The following is an 18597-nucleotide window of genomic DNA, read 5'->3' as shown; positions in this document are numbered from 1 at the left end:
CGTCTGCGATAACCCGTATCAGCGGTTCGTTTGAATGTCTCGTGGAAGCACGCTCGGGCGTTTCTTTCAAGGCTCAGATCATATTTTCCCAGCTGTCCAGCAGGTTTGACCAGCTGAAATCGTAGTAACGCCTGGCCTCGGTGTGAAAGCGATACAGATCGCTCCGGAAGTACAGGTAAGGATAGGATAGTGCAGCAAAAACTGCATAGGCCACGCTACCATACTGATCGAATGTACTGTAGCAACGGCTTCCTTCCTTTTTATCATCCTTCCAGGAAATCCAGCCCTCTCCGAACACCACCGGCTGCCCCTCGAACACACCGAACTGAACCCCCAGTTCACGCGTCAGGTAATCCTGGTAATCTTTGGGCAGAGGCTTGTGCAGGGGAAAAACACACTGCTCTGCCGCTTCCCGGTAAACACCTTCCTGCTCGATGATGGCCTGGGAGGGGTAGTCATCACGTCCCGAAAGGGCGTCAATCCTGTTAGTGTACATGTTGCCGAAACGCTTGCGGATGATGTACATGCTCAGGTAGGCGGACCTCGGTGTGGTTTCGCCCAGCCGGAGGCGGGTCCGTTTTCTCGTGCGACCATCAAATTCCGGGATGACCTCTACCACTTCGGGGCCAAAGAAGCTGATGAGTTCAGCCGCCACATCGTGGCGGGCGTCATGCTCGACAATCACATCCGTCCGCCACTGGAAGGGAGCGGTGAGGGTCAGATATATGAATTGGGCCGGCAGGAGGGATGTGAACAGACCCGCGACCAGGCACATCACGAAGCTCGGGCCTGCCCATGCCCGCCAGGGGTGATCCCTGGGCCAGGCACGCAGAATCTGCCAGCGCCCCCAGGCCCCGGAGATGAACATGCTGAACATGAACAGGCAAGTGAAGGTGATGGACAGTTCAGCGCTCGGGCCGGGCATGACAAACAGCACCAGCAGGGCCAGAGGGGTACTCCAGATGGCGATCCATCTGAAGCAGCGGTGAGGCCACTTCAGTGCAGCCATCAGATAGGCATTGTGATCCTTGGCCAGAGGGTCGCTGGCTGTGTCCCTGGGAGGTGTCATGGCATCCTGTCCGGTCTGATCATCCTGATGAGGAGTATACCGGAACGGTCTGTCGGACTGAAATACCCGGGAGCTTGACTGTCAGCCCCGGCAGGAAAGCGAGTGCGGGATCAAGCGCACTGGTCAGGTTCTCAGATAATGCGGTCCCAGTTGTCCAGCAGGTTTGACCAGCTGAAATCGTAGTAACGCCTGTCCTCTGCGTCAAAGCGATACAGATCGTTCCGGAAGTACAGGTAAGGATAGGATAGTGCGGCAAATACCGCATAGGGTATGCCGGCTGCATAATACTCCCAGTCGTTGTAACAAGGCTCACCTTCTTTGGACTCGTTTGGGTATATCCAATCCTTTCCGAACACCACCGGCTGCCCCTCGAACACACCGAACTGAACCTCCAGTTCACGCGTCAGGTAATCCTGATAATCTCTGGGCAGAGGCTTGTGCAGGGGAAAAACACACTGTCCTGCCGCTTCCCTGTAAACACCTTCCCGCTCGATGATGGCCTGGGAGGGGTAGTCGTCACGCCCTTTCAGGGCGCCCAGTTTTTCAAGGAACTCGTTGCCTCCCCGTTTACCAATTATCATCACACTGAGCATGCCGGACCTCGGTGTGGTTTCGCCCAGCCGGAGGCGGGTCCGTTTTCTCGTGCGACCATCAAATTCCGGGATGACCTCTGCCACTTCGGGGCCATAGAGGCTGATGAGCTCAGCCGCCACATCGTAGCGGGCGTCATGCTCGATAATCACATCTGTCCGCCACTGGAAGGGAGCGGTGAGGGTCAGATAGACGAACCGGGCCGGCAGGAGGGATGTGAACAGACCCGCGACCAGGCACATCACGAAGCTCGGGCCTGCCCATGCCCGCCAGGGGTGATCCCTGGGCCAGGCACGCAGAATCTGCCAGCGCCCCCAGGCCCCGGAGATGAACATGCTGAACATGAACAGGCAAGTGAAGGTGATGGACAGTTCAGCGCTCGGGCCGGGCATGACAAACAGCACCAGCAGGGCCAGAGGGGTACTCCAGATGGCGATCCATCTGAAGCAGCGGTGAGGCCACTTCAGTGCAGCCATCAGATAGGCATTGTGATCCTTGGCCAGAGGGTCGCTGGCTGTGTCCCTGGGAGGTGTCATGGCATCCTGTCCGGTCTGATCATCCTGATACGGAGTATACCGGAACGGTCTGTCGGACTGGAATACCCGGGAGCTTGGCTGTCAGCCCCGGCAGGAAAGCGAGTGCGGGATCAAGGGCATGGGCGGAGTGGCCCCGCTGGGGCCGGCAAGCGTGCCCGGCCGGGAGCGGCGATTCCGTCTGGTCAGGTTTTCAGATAATGCGGTCCCAGCTGTCCAGCAGGTTTGACCAGCTGAAATAATAATGACGCCGGGCCTTGGAGCTGAGGCGATACAGATCGTTCCGGAAGTACAGGTAGGGATAGGATAGTGCAGCAAAAACTGCATAGGCTACGCTACCATACTGATCGAATGTACTGTAGCAACGGTTTCCTTCCTTTTTATCACCCTCCCAGGAAATCCAGCCCTTTCCGAACACCACCGGCTGCCCCTCGAACGTACCGAACTGAACCCCCAGTTCACGCGTCAGGTAATCCTGATAATCTCTGGGCAGAGGTTTGTGCAGGGAAAAACACACTGCCCTGCCGCTTCCCTGTAAACACCTTCCCGCTCGATGATGGCCTGGGAGGGGTAATCGTCACGCCCTTTCAGGGCGCCCAGTTTTTCAAGAAACTCATTGCTTCCCCGTTTACCAATTAACATCACACTGAGCATGCCGGACCTCGGTGTGGTTTCGCCCAGCCGGAGGCGGGTCCGTTTTCTCGTGCGACCATCAGATTCCGGGATGACCTCTACCACTTCGGGGCCATAGAGGCTGATGAGCTCAGCCGCCACATCGTAGCGGGCATCATGCTCGACAATCACATCCGCCCGCCACTGAAAGGGAGTGGTGAGGGTCAGATAGACGAAACGGGCTGCCAGGAGGGATGTGAACAGGCTCACGACCAGACACATCACGAAGCTCGGGCCTGCCCATGCCCGCGCAGGGTGATCCCTGGGCCCGGTACTCAGGATCATCCAGCACACCCGGGCGCCTTTGGCAAACATGCCGAACATGAACAGGGATATCAAGGTGAGAGCCAGCTCCACGCGTGGGCCAGGTTCGCGTATGAGAATCAGTACCAGCAGGGCCAGGGGAAAACTCCCGATGGTGACCCACCTGAAGTAGCGGTTTAGCCACTGGCGGGCTGTTTGCAGATAGGCTTTGTGATCCCTGGCCAGAGGGTCGCTGGCTGTGTCCCTGGGGGGTGTCATGGCATCCTGTCCGGTCTGATCATCCTGATACGGAGTATACCGGAACGGTCTGTCGGACTGGAATACCCGGGAGCTTGACTGTCAGCCCCGGCAGGAAAGCGAGTGCGGGATCAACAGCAGGGGGGTGACCCCCTTTCGGAGCTGACCCGGAATTTACGCCCTCGCGCACTTTCTGGTATGATGTGCGCCCTTCGGCCCCGGGGGGCCGAAGCCATGCCAATAACAACACGCCCATGAACACCTCCCGCCTTGCCCTGCGGGGCATCCTGGTTTCAACCTGTCCAAGAGATTTTCAATGCCCAGTTACATGCAACAATGGTTCGGCAACAGCCGTGCCGATATCCTGGCCGGTCTGGTCGTGGCCCTGGCCCTGATTCCGGAAGCCATCGCCTTTTCCATCATTGCGGGGGTGGACCCCAAGGTCGGGCTCTACGCCTCGTTCTGCATTGCCGTGGTGACCGCCTTTGCCGGAGGCCGGCCTGCCATGATTTCTGCGGCCACCGGTGCCATGGCCCTGCTCATGGTCACGCTGGTGAAGGAACATGGCCTGCAGTATCTGCTTGCTGCCACAGTGCTGACGGGCGTGATCCAGATTCTGGCCGGCGTGCTGCGGCTCGGTTCCCTGATGCGCTTTGTGTCCCGTTCGGTGGTGACGGGCTTTGTCAATGCGCTGGCAATTCTGATCTTCCTGGCCCAGTTGCCGGAACTGACCGGCGTGACCTGGCATGTCTATGCGCTGACGCTGGCCGGACTGGCCATCATCTACCTGTTTCCGCTGCTCCCCCGGGTGGGGCAGTGGGTGCCGTCACCGCTGGTGTGCATCCTCATCCTGACTGCAGTCAGCCTGGCATTGGGGCTGGAGGTGCGCACGGTGGGTGACATGGGCGAGCTGCCCGATGCCCTGCCTGTCTTCCTCTGGCCGGAGGTGCCGCTCAATCTGGACACCCTCGCCATCATCCTGCCCTATTCACTGGGCCTGGCAGCGGTGGGCCTGCTGGAATCCCTGATGACAGCGACCATTGTGGATGATCTGACGGACACCACGTCCGACCGCAACCGGGAGTGCAGCGGTCAGGGCCTGGCCAACATCGTGTCCGGCCTCATGGGCGGCATGGCGGGCTGTGCCATGATCGGCCAGTCGGTGATCAACGTGAAATCCGGTGGCCGCGGGCGTCTGTCCACCTTCATGGCGGGCGTGCTGCTCATCATCATGGTGGTGTTCATGGACGAGTGGATCCGCCGCATCCCCATGGCGGCACTGGTGGCGGTCATGATCATGGTCTCCATCGGTACCTTCTCCTGGACGTCCCTGCGCGACATGCGCAAGCTGCCGCCTTCCAGCTCCATCGTCATGGTGGCGACGGTGCTGGTGGTGGTCTTTACCCACAATCTGGCGCTGGGCGTGGGCGTCGGGGTGCTGCTTTCGGCCCTGTTCTTTGCTCACCGGATCGGCCGTTACATGCGGGTGGACTCGGAGGCAGAAGCCGGTGGCGACGCCCGGACCTATATCGTCCGCGGCCAGGTGTTCTTTGCCTCCGCCGAGGATTTCATTTCCGCCTTCGACTTCAAAGAGGCACTGGAGCATGTCACAATCGACCTTTCCCGTGCCCACTTCTGGGATATCACGGCCGTGGCCGCACTGGACAAGGTGGTCATCAAGTTCCGGCGCGAGGGTACGGCGGTGACCACCGTGGGACTGAACGAGGCGAGCGCGACCCTGGTGGACCGCTTTGGCGTACATGACAAGCCCGGGCAGGCGGATCTGCTCGGCGGACATTGAGGAGCTGCCATGCATATTGTGGCCTGTATAGATGGTTCGGATCTGGCTCAACCGGTCTGTGAAGCGGCGGCCTGGGCACACCAGCGCCTTGAGGCACCGGTGGTGGTGCTGCATGCGCTGGAGAAGGGGGTAACGCCGGCGCGTGCGGACCTGTCCGGTGCCATCGGGCTGGGCAGTCAGGAGCACCTGCTGGACGAGTTGACGGCCCTGGAGGAACAGCGCCAGCGTCTGGAGCTGCAGCATGGCAAGGCGATGCTCAAGGCGGCCGAGGCGCACCTTAACAGCCGGGGTGTGACCGGGGTGACGCTGCTTCAGCGTCATGCGTCCCTGCTTGAGGCCCTGCAGGAGCAGGCGGATCAGACGGCGCTGGTCATTCTGGGGCGCCGGGGCGAGGATCATGCTGCGGCCCCCGTGGCACTCGGTTCTCATGTGGAAACCGTGGTGCGCGGGCTGCATGTGCCCATTCTGATGATGACCGGGCCGTTCCGGACACCCGAGCGCATCATGGTGGCCTATGACGGCAGCGAGCAGGGCGACGCACTGATTGAACGGCTGGCCGATCACGGCTGGGCAAGAGGACTCAGTGCGACCGTGGTCATGGTGGGAGAGGACTCGGATGCCCGCATGGCCCGGCTGGAGCGCGCGGTGGATCGTCTGCAGGAGGGCGGGATTTACGCACGCGGCGAATTGCTCGGCGGCGATGTGGAAGATGCACTCATCACCTGGCAACTGGCGCATACGCCCGATCTCATGGTCATGGGCGCGTACGGCCATTCGCGCATCCGTCAGTGGCTGGTGGGCAGCCATACCACCCGTATGCTCATGACCTCACGCGCTCCCCTGCTGATCCTGAGGTAGCGCGATGGGCGTGTTCTGGCAACTGCGCGGTTTTTTCCGTGCCAACGCCCGCGCCTACCTGATTGCCTCCTTCTGCCTGCTGTGTGTGGCGGGCCTGCTCATGATCCCGCCGCGCATCACCGGCCAGCTGGTGGATGCCATCGTGGCCGGGACGCTGACCCCGGAACAGCTCTTCGAGCGCCTGGCCCTGCTCACCGGCATTGCACTGGTGGTCTATGTCCTGCGCATACTCTGGCGTGTGTACCTGTTTGGTGCCTCGCACCGGCTGGCCCGGGATCTGCGCAACCAGCTCTACCGCCACTGGACGCGCCTGTCCCCCGCCAATTTCAGGGACCAGCGCATCGGGGACCTGATGACCCGGGCCACCAGCGACGTGGACGCCATGCAGATGACGGCCGGAGAAGGCGTGCTGGCCGCTTTCGACGGGCTGCTCACAGGCATTATTGTGCTGGCGGTCATGACCACCACCCTGAGCTGGGACCTGACGCTGGTCGCCCTGATTCCCTGGCCGGTGGCCGGCATCATCATGTACTGGATCGGAGAGCGCCTGCACCGGGCATTCGGTGTAGGTCAGGCCCGGTACAGTGACCTGACCGACCTGACCCAGGAAACCCTGAGCGGACTGCGCACCGTCCGGGGTCTGGGCCGGGAGGCACAGGTGGCGGAAGCCTTTGCGGGGCTGGCGCGTGAAAGTACCCGGGCAAGCCTGGAAGCGGCCCGCTACGAAACTCTCTATACCCCGCTGATTGTGGTCGTGGTCGGGCTGTCCTTCCTGCTGGCTGTGGGTTACGGTGGCTGGAAGGTGGTGGAGGGTACCTTCACGCTCGGTCAGCTCACCAGTTTCACCATGTACCTGGGGTTTCTGATCTGGCCCGCCTTTGCCTTTGGCTGGATGCTCAGCATTGCCCAGCGCGGGCGGGCGGCCTGGGCGCGGATTCAGCAGGTGCTGGCCATCGAACCGGCCATCGCCGATACGGGAACCGTGACGGCGCTGACAAAAGCGGACCTTCAGGCAGACATCCCGGAATACCGGCTGGGAGACATGACCGTGCTGGAGGATATCCATGTGACCCTGCGCGAAGGCGGTGTGCTGGGTCTGACCGGCCCCACCGGTGCCGGCAAGAGTACCCTGCTGAGACTGCTGATGCGTCTGGAGGAAGCCCCCGGTGCAGATATCCGCTGGGGCGGCATTCCCATTGACCGGTACACCCTGGAGGCCCTGCGCGCTGCCTTTGCCTGGGTGCCTCAGGAGCCTTTTCTGTTTTCGGCGACGGTCCGGGAAAATCTGATGCTGGCCGCGCCGGACGCCAGTCAGGCCGACGTGGAAGCGGCCGCCCGGCTGGCTGCCATTCACGACGACATTCTCGCCTTTCCCCAAGGCTACGATACGCCGGTGGGCGAACGGGGCGTGACCCTCTCCGGCGGTCAGAAGCAGCGGATTGCCCTGGCCCGGGCCCTGCTGGCACCGGCACGGATCCTGGTGCTGGATGACACCCTGTCGGCGGTGGATGCGGCGACGGAACACCAGATTCTACGGGGGCTCCGGGCGCGCCGTGGCCTCACGACCCTGATCGTGTCCCACCGGCTCTCGGCCCTGCGCCATGCGGATGAAATTCTCGTGCTCGACCGCGGGCAGGTACTGGAGCGGGGCAGCCATGCAGCGCTGGTGGCTGCCGGTGGATGGTATGCGGGGGTGCATGCCCTGCAGCAACTGGAAGCCAGACTGGAGGATAAGCCATGAATCCGGTACTGGCTCGTCTGTTGCGCCGCAGTCTCTCGCGCCGCCGCCTCTGGGTGCTGGGCATGCTGGCCCTGCTGGGTGCCACGGCCGCGGAGGTGGCCGGCCCTTACCTCATCAAGCACTATGTGGATGAGTACCTGACCGCCGGTGTCCACTGGGCACCGGGGGTGGGTATGCTGCTGACGGGGTATCTGCTGGCACTGGGGCTGGGTGCCCTGTTGCGCTACCGGGAAGGGGTGGTGTTCAACCTGCTTGCCCTCAAGGTGGTGGAAGGCGTACGTGTGGAGGCCTTCGGGGCCCTGATGCGTCAACCGGTGGCCTTCTTTGACCGCTCGTCCACCGGACATCTGGTGGCACGGGTCACTCAGGATACCGAAGCCATCAAGGAACTGTTCGTGCATGTGCTGTCCACTGTCATCAGCAACGGTCTGCTGGTGCTGGGCGTGCTGGTCATGATGGCCTGGCTCGACCTGCGCCTCATGGCCGTGGCCAGCCTGCTGGTGCCGCTGGTGTTTGCGGCCATGTGGACCTATCAGAAACTGGCGGCACCGGTGGTGACAGGCCTGCGTCAGCGCCTGGCGGAGCTCAATGGCCAGATTCATGAGTCCCTGGAAGGGATGACCGTCATCCAGCAGAGTGGCCGCACGTCCGATTTCATCCGCCGCTTTGCCGAACTGAACGAACGCTATTACCGCACGCGCATGAAGAATGTGCGCATTGATGCCCTGCTGCTGCGTGCGCTGATGGATCTCATCAGTGCCCTGATCCTGGTGGGGGTGCTGGCGACCTTTGGCTGGCAGAGCCTTGGCGGGGTGGTAGAAGTGGGTGTGCTGTATGCCTTCATCAACTACCTGGGACGGGTGGTGGAGCCCCTGATCGAGATCACCCAGCGCCTGAACGTGTTTCAGCAGGCCATGGTGGCCGGTGGTCGGGTATTCGAACTCATCGACCGTCCGCGAGAGCGCCGGCCTTCGGATACGGATTTGCCGGATGTGCCGCTGCACGAGGTCCGGATGGAGAATGTCCGGTTCGGCTACCAGTCCGGGGAACCCGTGCTGCAGGGCGTGGACCTCCATTGTCCGCCCGGCTCCATGACCGGCATCGTCGGTCGTACCGGCAGTGGCAAGTCCACGCTGGCCCAGTTGCTCATGCGGTTCTATCTGCCGGACTCCGGAGTGATCTGCCTGGGCGGGCAGCCGCTGGCGGACATTCCCGAAGCCCGGCTGCGCCGGCGCGTCATGATGGTGGAGCAGGAACCCTTCCTGTTCAATGCCAGCCTGAGGGAGAACCTGAGTCTGGGGGATGACTGGCCCGGTCCTGCGCTGGTGCTCGCCTGTGAGCAGGCCGGGCTGGGCAGCCTGCTGAACCGGCTGCCGCGGGGGCTGGATACGGAAATCGGTGCCCGTGGACATGCGCTGTCAAACGGGGAGCGGCACCTGCTGGCTCTGGCCCGTGCGCTGCTGCGGCGGCCGGATCTGCTGATACTGGACGAGGCCACGGCCACGGTGGACAGCGCCACGGAAGCGGCGGTGCAGCGTGCCATCGAGGCGCTGCGGGGAGAATCCACCCTGATCATCATTGCCCACCGGCTCTCCACCATCCGGGCAGCGGACCAGATTGTGGTCATGCACCATGGCCGCATTGCGGAAAGGGGAACGCATGACGTCCTGCTCCGGCAGGGCGGTCTCTATGCCCGTCTGGAGCAGTTGCAGCGGCTCAGTCAGGATGCCTCGGCCTTGCCGGACTGACCGGACGTGGTGGCATGACTGCCCTTGAGGGAACGAAAGTCGATTTCCGGCTCGTCGATGACGATGCAGTTGCGGCCGCTTTCCTTGGCCTGGTAGAGGGCCTCGTCGGCCCGGGACAGCCACGCCTGCCAGCTCTCCCCCGGCAAAAGCATGGCCACACCAAAGGAGGCTGTTACCGGGCCACCTGGTGAGGTCAGGTTTTCACTGATGACCCGGTGCAGTGTGGTGACCACCGAACGCACGCCGGCAGGGCTGATGCCGGGCATGAGCAGTACGAATTCCTCACCCCCGAAGCGGAAAAGCAGATCCGAGGCGCGGGTATGATCACGGAGCAGCCGGGCACACTCCACCAGCACCGCATCCCCCTCTGCATGGCCCCAGGTATCGTTGATCTGCTTGAAGTGATCCAGGTCGATCATCACCAGTGCCTGCGGGGTGCCTACCCGGGCGAAGGATTCCGTGGCCAGTCTCAGCGCCTCTTCCATTGAGCGGCGGTTGTGAGCGCCGGTCAGGGCATCCCGGCTGGCCAGTTCCTCGAGCATCTGGCGCTGGCTTTCGTGGCGGATGGCAAAGATCCACGAACAGACGCTGACGATGATGGCCGTGGCCATGAACGAGTACAGGTGCTGGAGTGTGGGGAAGGGTTTGCCGTACAGGGCCAGTACCATCAGGGCGGTTGCATTGATGGCGACAGCATGGGTCGGCCGGGCCAGGAAAAAGCTGACCAGCAGGGCCGGGAACATCCAGAACACACCAAAATCCCCGAGAATCGCGGATACCACCACGGCGCCCGTACAGGTGAACAGGGCCAGGGCCGGGCCGGCCCGCCGAGTATCCCCGGTTCGCCAGGCGTAGATGTTGGTGAGGATGATCAGCGTCAGCACGGTGATGTCCGCCATGCCGGCGGCCGTGTTGTGCTGGTAGAAGCGCAGGATGGCAAAGGGGGTGATACCGAACACGGCGCAGGCGCCGAGCAGCATCATCACGGAAAGTCTGAAATCGTCCTTAAAGCGTTGCCACATGGTGTACCGATCCGTCCTCTTTCTTATTCGGAAAGCATAGACGCTGGACGGAAAAGCACCAAATGCGTGCGTCAGACTGTGACGGCCTTCATGCGGGGCTGACAGAGTTTGACAATTTCCTGTGCATAACCCAGCACGTCAGGGCGAGACTCAAGAGCCCGATCTGGGCCAGCGCAAAATGAGTGAGATGAGCACCGAGCGCGGGCAACAGGAGACTGGCACTCAGAGCATTGGCACCCATCTGGCTGAATCCCTGCACGGCAGCCGCTGCGCCCCGGTGGTGCGGCAGGCAGTCCAGCAGCTGCACCGTGATGCCGGGCAGCAGCAGCGCGATGGCAAAGGCCATGAGTACCAGCGGGCCGATGACCGTGGGCAGGGTGGGCGGCCACAACAGGCTCTGGACCAGATTGAACAGGATGGCCACCGCACTGATGCCCAGGGCCAGATGGACGGCCATGACGGGGCCGTAACGGCTGGCCACGCGCTGGGAAACCAGGGAGCCCAGGAACATGCCGGACACCATGGGCCCGAATTGCCAGAGGAAATCGGTTTCCGCAAGGCCCAGGATGTCGAAGATGACTGTCGGTGCACCGGCGATGTAGAGGAAAAAGGCCGCAAAGGTGCAGGTACCTGTCACCAGCAGCAACCGGAAGGGGCGCAGCATCAGGGCTCCCCGATAGGTGGCGAAGACCTTGCCGAAGGCCAGGGACTGGCGGGCATGACGGGGCAGGGTTTCCGGAAGCCAGCGGGCCAGGCCGGCCGCCAGCAGCAGGCTGTAGACCACCAGCGCCACAAAGATGCTGGCCCAGCCCAGATGGGCCACCAGCCAGCCGCCTGCCAGCGGAGCCATGACCGGCGCCAGGGTAAACACCATCATCACCTGGGACATGGCCCGTTGGGCCCCGGTCGCGGAGTGGGCATCGCGGATCATTGCCCGGCTGCCGACCGTGCTGCCGCTAGCCGCCAGCCCCTGCAGCACGCGGCCGGTGAGGAACAGCGTAAAGCCCGGGGCCAGTGCACAGAGCAGCGAGGCCAGTGCAAAAAGAATGAGGCTGGTGATGACCGTGGCCTTGCGACCGTAATGGTCCGCTACCGGCCCCCAGATCAGCATGCCGCCCGCGTAAGCAAACAGATAGCCGGCCAGAGACTGGCTGAGCAGGGCCCGGCTGACCCCATAGTGCTGCTCGATGGCGGGAAAGGCGGGCAGGTAGGCATCAATGCTGAACGGGCCCAGCATGACCAGCAGCGCCGCAGCGAGGGTCAGGGCGGGCTGGCCGCGACGGGAGGTGGTTTCAGTCACGCAGGTCAGGCTCGAAGAACAGCCACATGATGTCGGGGAATGCGGCCTGCATGCGGTCTTCCACCGCATTGATGGCTTCCACCAGGGCCGTATCCGACGGCTGAGCCGCCATGCGTGCCTTGACCGCCACCATGACATCGTTTCCCAGTTGCAGGGTCACCATGTTGAACACGCCGGCGACTTCGGGCTGGGCTTCCAGCCAGGTCAGCATGGCCTGGCGGCGGGCGGGCTCCACCCCCTGGCCGATCAGCAACGCCTTGACCTCGGCGCCCACCATGACGGCAATCACCAGCAGCAGGATGCCGATGGCGATACTGCCCAGTGCATCGTACATGGGGTTGCCGGTCACCATGGCCACGGCCATGGCACAGAGCGCGAACGAAAGCCCCAGAAGGGCGGCCAGATCCTCTCCGAACACCACCAGCAGCTCGCTGGTGCGCGTCTCGCGGAACCATTGGCTGAACGGGCGGTCGCCCCGTTCCTTGTTCACCTCGCGGATGCAGCCGGCGAGGGAGAGGCCTTCGGCGACAATGGCGAAGATGAGCACGCCAATGGCGAGCCACGGTGACGTAATGGGTTCCGGCGCGGAAAGCTTGTGCCAACCCTCGTAGACGGAATACAGACCTCCCATGGAGAAGAGCATGATGGCCACAATGAAGGACCAGAAATAGACCGCCTTGCCGTGGCCGAGCGGATGCTCCGGGGACGGCGGGCGTTTGGCCTGGCGCATGCCCCAGAGCAGCAGCACCTGATTGCCGCTGTCCGCAAAGCTGTGCACGGCTTCGGCCATCATGGAGGTGGCACCGGTGATCAGGGCGGCGACGAGCTTGGCGATGGCGATGGCCAGATTGGCGCTGAGCGCATAGAGAACGGACTTGATCGAACTGGCGTCGGCAGACATTGACGTGCTTCCCTTTTTCGTCTGATGTGTGGTGTGTGCCCGGAGGCGGGCCGTCGAAAAGTGAACTATACCTTAAAGGACGTACATGGGGTGAGTCCGGGGACATACCAATGGAGATGTGGCGAGGCGTGGTTCTGGTGTTCTGTGCGCTGGGGGTGTTGCCCGGGCTGCAGGCGCTGGCTGCGGATACGCTGAATCTGGCGGTCATGCCGGTGTCGGCAGCACAGCGTGAGGCCATCAACGAGCTGGCCGCCCGCTACAACAGCCGGGGTACCCACCGCGTGCTGGTCGTGGCCTATCCGCACGAAATGTTCAAGGCGCGCATTGAAACGCTGCTCAGTGACGCCGGGCAGGATCTGGACGTGGTGGTCTGGTTCGGCGGCGAGCGGCTCAGGCGCCTCATTCGCAACGGACTGATTCAGCCCCTGGATGCCTTGTCCGATCAGCTCAATCCGGATCATTTCACCAAAAGCGCACTGACAACCGTGAGGTACGGTGATCAGGTCTGGGGTGTACCGGTCAGCTACTATCCCTGGGGGATCTTCTATCGCAAGTCGGTATTTCGCAAACTGGGGCTGGCACCGCCGGAAGATGGTGCACAACTGAATCAGGTGATCCGCGCACTGCGGCAGGCGGGCCACACCCCCTTTGCCTTGGGCAGTGAGGCACCCTGGACGCTGCTGGCCTGGTTTGACTATCTTGACCTGCGGCTCAATGGCAAGGCCTTTCACGAACAGCTGACCGCAGGGCAGATCCCGTTTACGGATGACCGGGTCCGGCGTGTGTTCCGGCAGTGGGCGGACTGGCTGGCAGAAGGACTGTATCCGCGCAACCACGGGGCCATGGACTGGCGCAGTGCACTGCCTTACTACTATCGCAAACTGGCCCCCATGATGCTCATGGGCCAGTTTGTACTGGTGGAAATACCGCAGGCCATCCGTGAAGACTCGGGTTTCCTGCCCTTTCCGGATCTGAATCCGGAGGTGCCGCGTGCGGAGGATGCACCCACGGATATTCTCATCATGCCGGCCAGAGCGCCGCACCGGGAAGCAGCACTGGATTTTCTCCGCTTCATGGCGGAGCCGGAACAGCAAGCCTATCTGAATGCTCAATATGGCACCTTTTCGCCCCTCAGGGCCGTGCCCCCTCCGGAAGATCGTGTGCGCGCACAGGGCCATGCGATTCTGGCGCAGGCCAGCGAACTGACCCAGTTCTTTGACCGCGATGCCCCGGCGGAACTGGCGGAGGGCATGCTGGCCATGGTTCAGGCCTTTGTGCGTGAACCGGAGGCGCTGGAAACGCAGTTACAGACGCTGGAAAGGGTGCGCCGGAACCTGCGCCAGCCCACCCCCTCCGCGGACTGAGTGCTCAGCCCTGCTGTGTGAAGTACCAGGCTGCCAGGGCGCCAAATACCACCACGAAAACGCCGGCAGCCAGCAGCCAGTTGCGTCTGCGTGCCCCCACGTCGCGGATCGGAATTTCCCTGGGGCCGGCGGAGGCCGTGGGCTTCGGCGTGCCGGAGGCGGCGTCTGTCCGGGTGCGGGCGGGTGCCCGGGCCTTGGGCTGGCCCGCCGTGCGGGCTGGTGCCTCACGGTTTTCGGGGGCGGTCCTGGGGGAAGCTGCCGCCTCACCGCGAGGTGCCGCCTGGGGTCGGACAATAGTCCGGTCATCATCAATCTGCGGTCCCACCACTTCAAAGGTGATCACGTCAAAGCGGATCTTGTCGCCAGGCTTGGCCCGGCCTTCGGTGATCTGTTCGCCGTTTAGGAAGGTACCGTTGGTGGAGCCCAGATCCTTGATCAGCAGATGTGCACCGGCCACCGTCAGCTGGCAATGGCGCCGGGAAAGGTGGGACACCGGCAGGCTGATGTCGCATTCCGGATCCCGACCGATGGTCACGGTGCCGTCCAGCGCAAAGTAGTTCTGGGGCAGCCAGCTGGCGTTGCTCTTCAGCCCCCACTCACCGCCTGCCTTTTCGGCCTTTTTCTGGCCGCCGGCGGGCTTGGTGATGGCCAGCACGTGACCGCCGATGTTGAGGCGCGTGTTTTCCTTCAGCCTTGCGGCCTTTTCGATGGGCTGATCATTGACCAGCACACCGGTTTTGGAGTGCATGTCCAGAATGAACACGCCGTCCGGGCGAACGTGAATCTCGGCGTGAAACGGACTGACGTCCGGCCCCTCCAGAATGATCTGGTTGCTGGCGTGGGAGCCGATACGGATGCGTGGCTCCACCAGCCAGACCCCTTCGCGGCTGCCATCCGGGAAAACCAGTTTGAGCATGTGACCCGTCCTCTTGGTCTGCGAGCGTGTACGTTTTGTTCATCTTCACATGGAGTATAGGACAGTTTCAAAAACACGGTAAAAACAAAATCCTGGGTCTATACTTCAGGTCAAACCACCTCGGGACACAGGCGTGCAGACGGGTTTCCACACCGACACCGGCCTCAGGCAGGACAATCAGGACAACGGGCTGGCAGACCCGGCGCTTGCCCTGTTTGCCGTGGCAGACGGGGTCGGCGGCGGCAGTGCCGGTGAGCAGGCCAGTGCCTGCGCCCTGCTGGCCCTGCGGCAGGCGGTACAGGAAGGGCTTTCGCTGGCGGATGCCGTGCGCAGCGCACATCTGGCCGTGGAAATGCTGCAGGACGCCCTGGGTGTGGAGGATGCGGCCACCACGCTCGTGGCGGCACGGGTGACGGAAGACCATCTGGACTACGCCTGGGTCGGGGATTCGCGGCTCTATGTGCTGTCGGACCGGCATCTGGTGCAACTGACGGAAGACCATACCGTTGCCCGCCTCCTGGGGGAAGGGGCGGCCGTTTCCCGGCACATGCTGACCCAGGCCCTGGGGGCGGCACCCGGTGACGGCCTGCAGGTGGATACCGGGCGATTCCCACTCTGTGGCGGCGAACGTCTGCTGCTCTGTTCGGATGGCCTTCACGGGGCCTTGCCGCGGGACAAGCTCTTTGCCGAGCTGGTACAGCCCCGGGATGCGCAACGGACCGCGGAAAAACTGGTGACCACCGCCCTGGCCGTCGGGGCGGATGACAATGTCACCGTTTTGGTGGTGGATGTGGAGGCGGCGGACATGCCGGCAACCGATGCAAGCATGGACCACACTCCACCCAATCATGATCGGAATCCACCGGACTCTCCGGCCCAATATGTCGTTTTTGGCATTTTGCTCGCGGTTCTGGCGTTTATACTGATCTTTTTCGGATACTGAGGCAGCTGAGGAGCAGATCCGCACATGGCATGGCAGGGATACAAGGTTGTCGGCAAGCTCGGCGAGGGCGGCATGGCCACAGTATACAAGGCCATCCAGACCTCGCTGCAGCGGCCTGTGGCCATCAAGATCCTGTCCGCCAACCTGAGCGCCTATCCCGACATTCTGGAGCGGTTCGAGCGCGAGTCGCTCATCATTGCCCGCCTCAACCATCCGCACATCATCCATGTCATTGACCGGGGGGTGACCGGCAAGGGCCGTCCCTACTTTGTCATGGAATATGTGGAAGGCATGACGCTGGAAGAGGCCATCAACAAGGGCGCGCTGGACTTCCAGAAGAAGCTGGAAGTGGTGATGCAGGTCTGCAAGGCGCTGGCCTACGCCCACAAGAACGGCGTCATTCACCGGGACATCAAGCCCGGCAACATCCTGATCGACGCGGATGGCCATGCCCGCATGGTGGATTTCGGCATTGCCCACTTCTACGAACCCTCGCGGCAGGCGTCCGCGTCCCAGCCCACGCAGGTGGGTGACGTGATGGGCACGGTGGCCTACATGTCACCGGAACAGCAGCGCTCGGCGGAAGCCGCCACGGCCCGCAGCGACCTGTACTCCTTCGGCGTGGTGATGTACGAGCTCTTTACCGGCACCCGGCCGGTGGGGCGTTTCAAGCGGCCGTCCGAACTGGAACCGAAGATTCCGCCGGAGGTGGACGACATCATCCTCCGCTGTCTGGAAGTGGACCCCAACGATCGGCCCGCCTCCGCCGAGGAAATCCGCAACGCCTTTCTCAAGGTCATGCGCGGCGGGCACCTGAGCCGGGATCAGCGTGACCGGGCGGCGCTTTCTGCCGGCAACATGGAAAGCCAGTTCGAGCTGCTGGACGTGATCCGCGAAGACCGTCACGGCAGTGTCTATCTCTACGAGGACCAGGCCAAGCGCAAGCTGCTGATCCTCAAGAAGCTGCCGCCGGGGGCGCCGGGGTTCAAGGAGAACAAGCTCCTGAGCCGTCTGCAGCATCCGTTTATCGTCCGCACGCTGGGTGTGACCCAGAGTGATCAGGGGCTGGTGATTGTCTCCGAATACGTGGCCGGGGGCTCGCTGGCAGAACAGATGGCGGTGCCCGTGAGCTGGCAGCAGATGCTGGAATGGATGCGGGATGTGGCCGAAGCCCTGGCCTTTGCCCACCGCCACCGGATTGTGCATGGCAACCTGCGCCCCTCCAATATCCTGATCGGTGACAACAACCGGGCCCGGGTGACGGACTTCGGTCTCCAGCCACACTATCCCAACAGTGAGCCGGAACCCAACTGGTATGCCCTGCCGGATGAGAAGGGTACCCCGGCCGGAGACCTGTTTTCCCTCGGTGCGGTGGCCATTCACGCCATTACCGGTCAACCGCCCCAGTTCCGGGCCGGCAGACTGATACGCAGCAAGAAGTTCACCCAGCTCCATGAAGCCGTACAGGAAGTGTTGCTGAAAATGGTCGCCGTGCGCCGCGACCAGCGTTATGTCTCCATGGATCAGGCCCTGGTGGATATCCGCAAGCTGTGCGAGATTCAGAAAACCCTGATCACGCCCAGCCAGGCCAGGAAGATCAGGAAAAACGTCCAGCAGGCGGCAAAGAAAGCGGAGCGGGAAGCCTACCGGATTCCTTGGGGCCGGTGGCTCACATTGCTGGCCTTTACCCTGCTGGTGGCGGAAGAATACCTGTTGGGGTATGGCTATTCGGTGATCTGGCCCTGGCTGCTGGAACAGTGGCAACAACTGGGGGGCGAGAAGGCCGTGTTACAGTGGAGCGACGAAACCCTGCGTAACGCGACAAATCTGCTGAAACGGGATTAGACCGCCCGGATCGGCCGGTCTCGGCCATTGTATTGCAATGGCGCTCAGGTTTGTGAATCCTTGCAAATTATGGTGCGCAGGGCATGGGCTTTTGAAGCCGATCCGGTATCATGGGCAGGCCTATACAGAAGGATTCTGCCATGTTCAGGATGTCTGCCCTCACTTTGCTGGTGCTCATGCTCGCAGGATGCGACCTGCCTGCCGTATCCGGCAACAGCGCCACCGATGCCGGTCAGACCGGTGAGGTGACAGGCGGACCGGCTTCCGGTCAGGAAACGGGCGAAACCGGTTCATCGCAACCGGTCTGCGAACCCACCGAGGCCGAGCAGGCCATGCTGGATGCGGTCAATGCCGCCCGGGCCCAGGCCCGCGTCTGTGGTGATGACGCCTTCACCGCCACACAGTCCCTGACGTTCAACTGTGCCCTGCGCGATGCCGCCCGGGCCCACTCCCGTGACATGCGCGACCATAACTTCTTCTCCCACACGGGCAGCGACGGGCTCCGGGTCAGTGACCGGGTCAGCGCACAGGGTTATGACTGGCGGTCGGTCGGCGAAAACATTGCCGCCGGCTATCCGGATCTTCAGGCGGTCATGCGCGGCTGGCTCGACAGCCCCGGCCACTGTGCCAACATCATGAGTCCGGCCTACACGGAAATGGGCAGCGCGTTCGAACCCGGAAATGACTTCTCGGACTACGGCACCTACTGGACTCAGGTGTTTGCCGCCCCCGGCCAATCAGGCCGATAGCCAATCCTCATTGGTGGTCTTCCCGGTACGGGTCTAGACTGAC

The 18597-nt window shown here is 62.7% G+C and carries 16 protein-coding genes; 8 read left to right on the top strand and 8 right to left on the bottom strand.

Going from position 1 to position 18597, the window contains the following annotated elements:
- Positions 1-73: 73 nt before the first annotated feature.
- The 4 genes from AAIA72_RS11630 to AAIA72_RS11615 all read right to left on the bottom strand — a co-directional run bounded on the left by AAIA72_RS11630 (position 74) and on the right by AAIA72_RS11615 (position 3387).
- A complete protein-coding gene (locus AAIA72_RS11630) occupies positions 74-1069 on the bottom strand; it encodes a hypothetical protein (RefSeq protein ID WP_369600485.1) in 996 nt (331 codons plus the stop codon).
- A gap of 131 nt (positions 1070-1200) precedes the next feature.
- Complete coding sequence (locus AAIA72_RS11625; protein ID WP_369600484.1) at positions 1201-2196, bottom strand: hypothetical protein; 996 nt, start codon at positions 2194-2196, stop codon at positions 1201-1203.
- A 190-nt stretch (positions 2197-2386) separates the two neighbouring features.
- Positions 2387-2710, bottom strand: a complete 324-nt coding sequence (locus AAIA72_RS11620) for a hypothetical protein (protein WP_369600483.1) — start codon at positions 2708-2710, stop codon at positions 2387-2389.
- Complete coding sequence (locus AAIA72_RS11615; RefSeq protein ID WP_369600482.1) at positions 2659-3387, bottom strand: hypothetical protein; 729 nt, start codon at positions 3385-3387, stop codon at positions 2659-2661. The genes AAIA72_RS11620 and AAIA72_RS11615 overlap by 52 nt, the downstream gene beginning before the upstream one ends.
- Before the next feature lie 295 nt (positions 3388-3682).
- On the opposite strand from AAIA72_RS11615, the gene AAIA72_RS11610 reads away from it, so the two are divergent.
- Genes AAIA72_RS11610 through AAIA72_RS11595 form a run of 4 tightly spaced genes read left to right on the top strand, consistent with a single transcriptional unit; the run spans position 3683 to position 9514 of the window.
- Positions 3683-5167, top strand: a complete 1485-nt coding sequence (locus AAIA72_RS11610; RefSeq protein ID WP_369600481.1) for a SulP family inorganic anion transporter — start codon at positions 3683-3685, stop codon at positions 5165-5167.
- A 9-nt stretch (positions 5168-5176) separates the two neighbouring features.
- A complete protein-coding gene (locus tag AAIA72_RS11605) occupies positions 5177-6025 on the top strand; it encodes a universal stress protein (RefSeq protein ID WP_369600480.1) in 849 nt (282 codons plus the stop codon).
- Positions 6026-6029: 4 nt separating this feature from the next.
- Positions 6030-7766, top strand: coding sequence for an ABC transporter transmembrane domain-containing protein (locus AAIA72_RS11600; RefSeq protein WP_369600479.1), 1737 nt, complete (start codon positions 6030-6032; stop codon positions 7764-7766).
- Positions 7763-9514, top strand: coding sequence for an ABC transporter ATP-binding protein (locus AAIA72_RS11595; protein ID WP_369600478.1), 1752 nt, complete (start codon positions 7763-7765; stop codon positions 9512-9514). Before AAIA72_RS11600 ends, AAIA72_RS11595 begins: the two co-directional genes overlap by 4 nt.
- Here the strand turns inward: AAIA72_RS11595 and AAIA72_RS11590 are convergent.
- From AAIA72_RS11590 to AAIA72_RS11580, 3 genes are all read right to left on the bottom strand, one after another.
- Positions 9487-10536: a GGDEF domain-containing protein gene (locus AAIA72_RS11590; protein ID WP_369600477.1), complete on the bottom strand. Its 1050-nt coding sequence runs from the start codon at positions 10534-10536 to the stop codon at positions 9487-9489. The two genes, AAIA72_RS11595 and AAIA72_RS11590, sit on opposite strands and share 28 nt — an antisense overlap.
- 88 nt (positions 10537-10624) lie before the next feature.
- Entirely contained in the window at positions 10625-11836 is a 1212-nt protein-coding gene (locus tag AAIA72_RS11585; RefSeq protein WP_369600476.1) for a multidrug effflux MFS transporter, read from the bottom strand.
- On the bottom strand, positions 11829-12737 hold the full coding sequence (locus AAIA72_RS11580) for a cation diffusion facilitator family transporter (protein ID WP_369600475.1): 909 nt from the start codon (positions 12735-12737) through the stop codon (positions 11829-11831). The genes AAIA72_RS11585 and AAIA72_RS11580 overlap by 8 nt, the downstream gene beginning before the upstream one ends.
- 110 nt (positions 12738-12847) lie before the next feature.
- Between AAIA72_RS11580 and AAIA72_RS11575 the strand changes: the two genes are divergently transcribed.
- Positions 12848-14101 carry an ABC transporter substrate-binding protein gene (locus AAIA72_RS11575; protein WP_369600474.1) on the top strand — a complete coding sequence of 418 codons (1254 nt, stop codon included), beginning with the start codon at positions 12848-12850 and terminating at the stop codon, positions 14099-14101.
- 4 nt (positions 14102-14105) lie between these two features.
- Here AAIA72_RS11575 and AAIA72_RS11570 read toward each other — a convergent pair whose 3' ends face one another.
- Positions 14106-15017 carry an FHA domain-containing protein gene (locus AAIA72_RS11570; protein ID WP_369600473.1) on the bottom strand — a complete coding sequence of 304 codons (912 nt, stop codon included), beginning with the start codon at positions 15015-15017 and terminating at the stop codon, positions 14106-14108.
- Positions 15018-15150: 133 nt separating this feature from the next.
- On the opposite strand from AAIA72_RS11570, the gene AAIA72_RS11565 reads away from it, so the two are divergent.
- The 3 genes from AAIA72_RS11565 (at position 15151) to AAIA72_RS11555 (ending at position 18554) form a co-directional block, all read left to right on the top strand.
- Complete coding sequence (locus tag AAIA72_RS11565; RefSeq protein WP_369600472.1) at positions 15151-15960, top strand: PP2C family serine/threonine-protein phosphatase; 810 nt, start codon at positions 15151-15153, stop codon at positions 15958-15960.
- A 24-nt stretch (positions 15961-15984) separates the two neighbouring features.
- Complete coding sequence (locus AAIA72_RS11560) at positions 15985-17805, top strand: protein kinase (RefSeq protein WP_369600471.1); 1821 nt, start codon at positions 15985-15987, stop codon at positions 17803-17805.
- Between the two features lie 140 nt (positions 17806-17945).
- Positions 17946-18554, top strand: a complete 609-nt coding sequence (locus AAIA72_RS11555; RefSeq protein WP_369600470.1) for a CAP domain-containing protein — start codon at positions 17946-17948, stop codon at positions 18552-18554.
- The last annotated feature ends 43 nt before the right edge of the window (positions 18555-18597 follow it).

Source organism: Thermohahella caldifontis, from assembly GCF_041153465.1.
GTDB lineage: Bacteria > Pseudomonadota > Gammaproteobacteria > Pseudomonadales > Oleiphilaceae > Thermohahella > Thermohahella caldifontis.
The sequence above is the reverse complement of the archived record's forward strand: the minus strand, read 5'-3'. Positions and strand labels throughout refer to the sequence as shown.

Coding starts and splice junctions, on each gene's coding strand:
- AAIA72_RS11630 (WP_369600485.1), bottom strand. CDS start 1,069: ATGACACCTCCCAGGGACACAGCCAGCGACCCTCTGGCCAAGGATCAC.
- AAIA72_RS11625 (WP_369600484.1), bottom strand. CDS start 2,196: ATGACACCTCCCAGGGACACAGCCAGCGACCCTCTGGCCAAGGATCAC.
- AAIA72_RS11615 (WP_369600482.1), bottom strand. CDS start 3,387: ATGACACCCCCCAGGGACACAGCCAGCGACCCTCTGGCCAGGGATCAC.
- AAIA72_RS11610 (WP_369600481.1), top strand. CDS start 3,683: ATGCCCAGTTACATGCAACAATGGTTCGGCAACAGCCGTGCCGATATC.
- AAIA72_RS11605 (WP_369600480.1), top strand. CDS start 5,177: ATGCATATTGTGGCCTGTATAGATGGTTCGGATCTGGCTCAACCGGTC.
- AAIA72_RS11600 (WP_369600479.1), top strand. CDS start 6,030: ATGGGCGTGTTCTGGCAACTGCGCGGTTTTTTCCGTGCCAACGCCCGC.
- AAIA72_RS11595 (WP_369600478.1), top strand. CDS start 7,763: ATGAATCCGGTACTGGCTCGTCTGTTGCGCCGCAGTCTCTCGCGCCGC.
- AAIA72_RS11590 (WP_369600477.1), bottom strand. CDS start 10,536: ATGTGGCAACGCTTTAAGGACGATTTCAGACTTTCCGTGATGATGCTG.
- AAIA72_RS11580 (WP_369600475.1), bottom strand. CDS start 12,737: ATGTCTGCCGACGCCAGTTCGATCAAGTCCGTTCTCTATGCGCTCAGC.
- AAIA72_RS11575 (WP_369600474.1), top strand. CDS start 12,848: ATGGAGATGTGGCGAGGCGTGGTTCTGGTGTTCTGTGCGCTGGGGGTG.
- AAIA72_RS11570 (WP_369600473.1), bottom strand. CDS start 15,017: ATGCTCAAACTGGTTTTCCCGGATGGCAGCCGCGAAGGGGTCTGGCTG.
- AAIA72_RS11560 (WP_369600471.1), top strand. CDS start 15,985: ATGGCATGGCAGGGATACAAGGTTGTCGGCAAGCTCGGCGAGGGCGGC.
- AAIA72_RS11555 (WP_369600470.1), top strand. CDS start 17,946: ATGTTCAGGATGTCTGCCCTCACTTTGCTGGTGCTCATGCTCGCAGGA.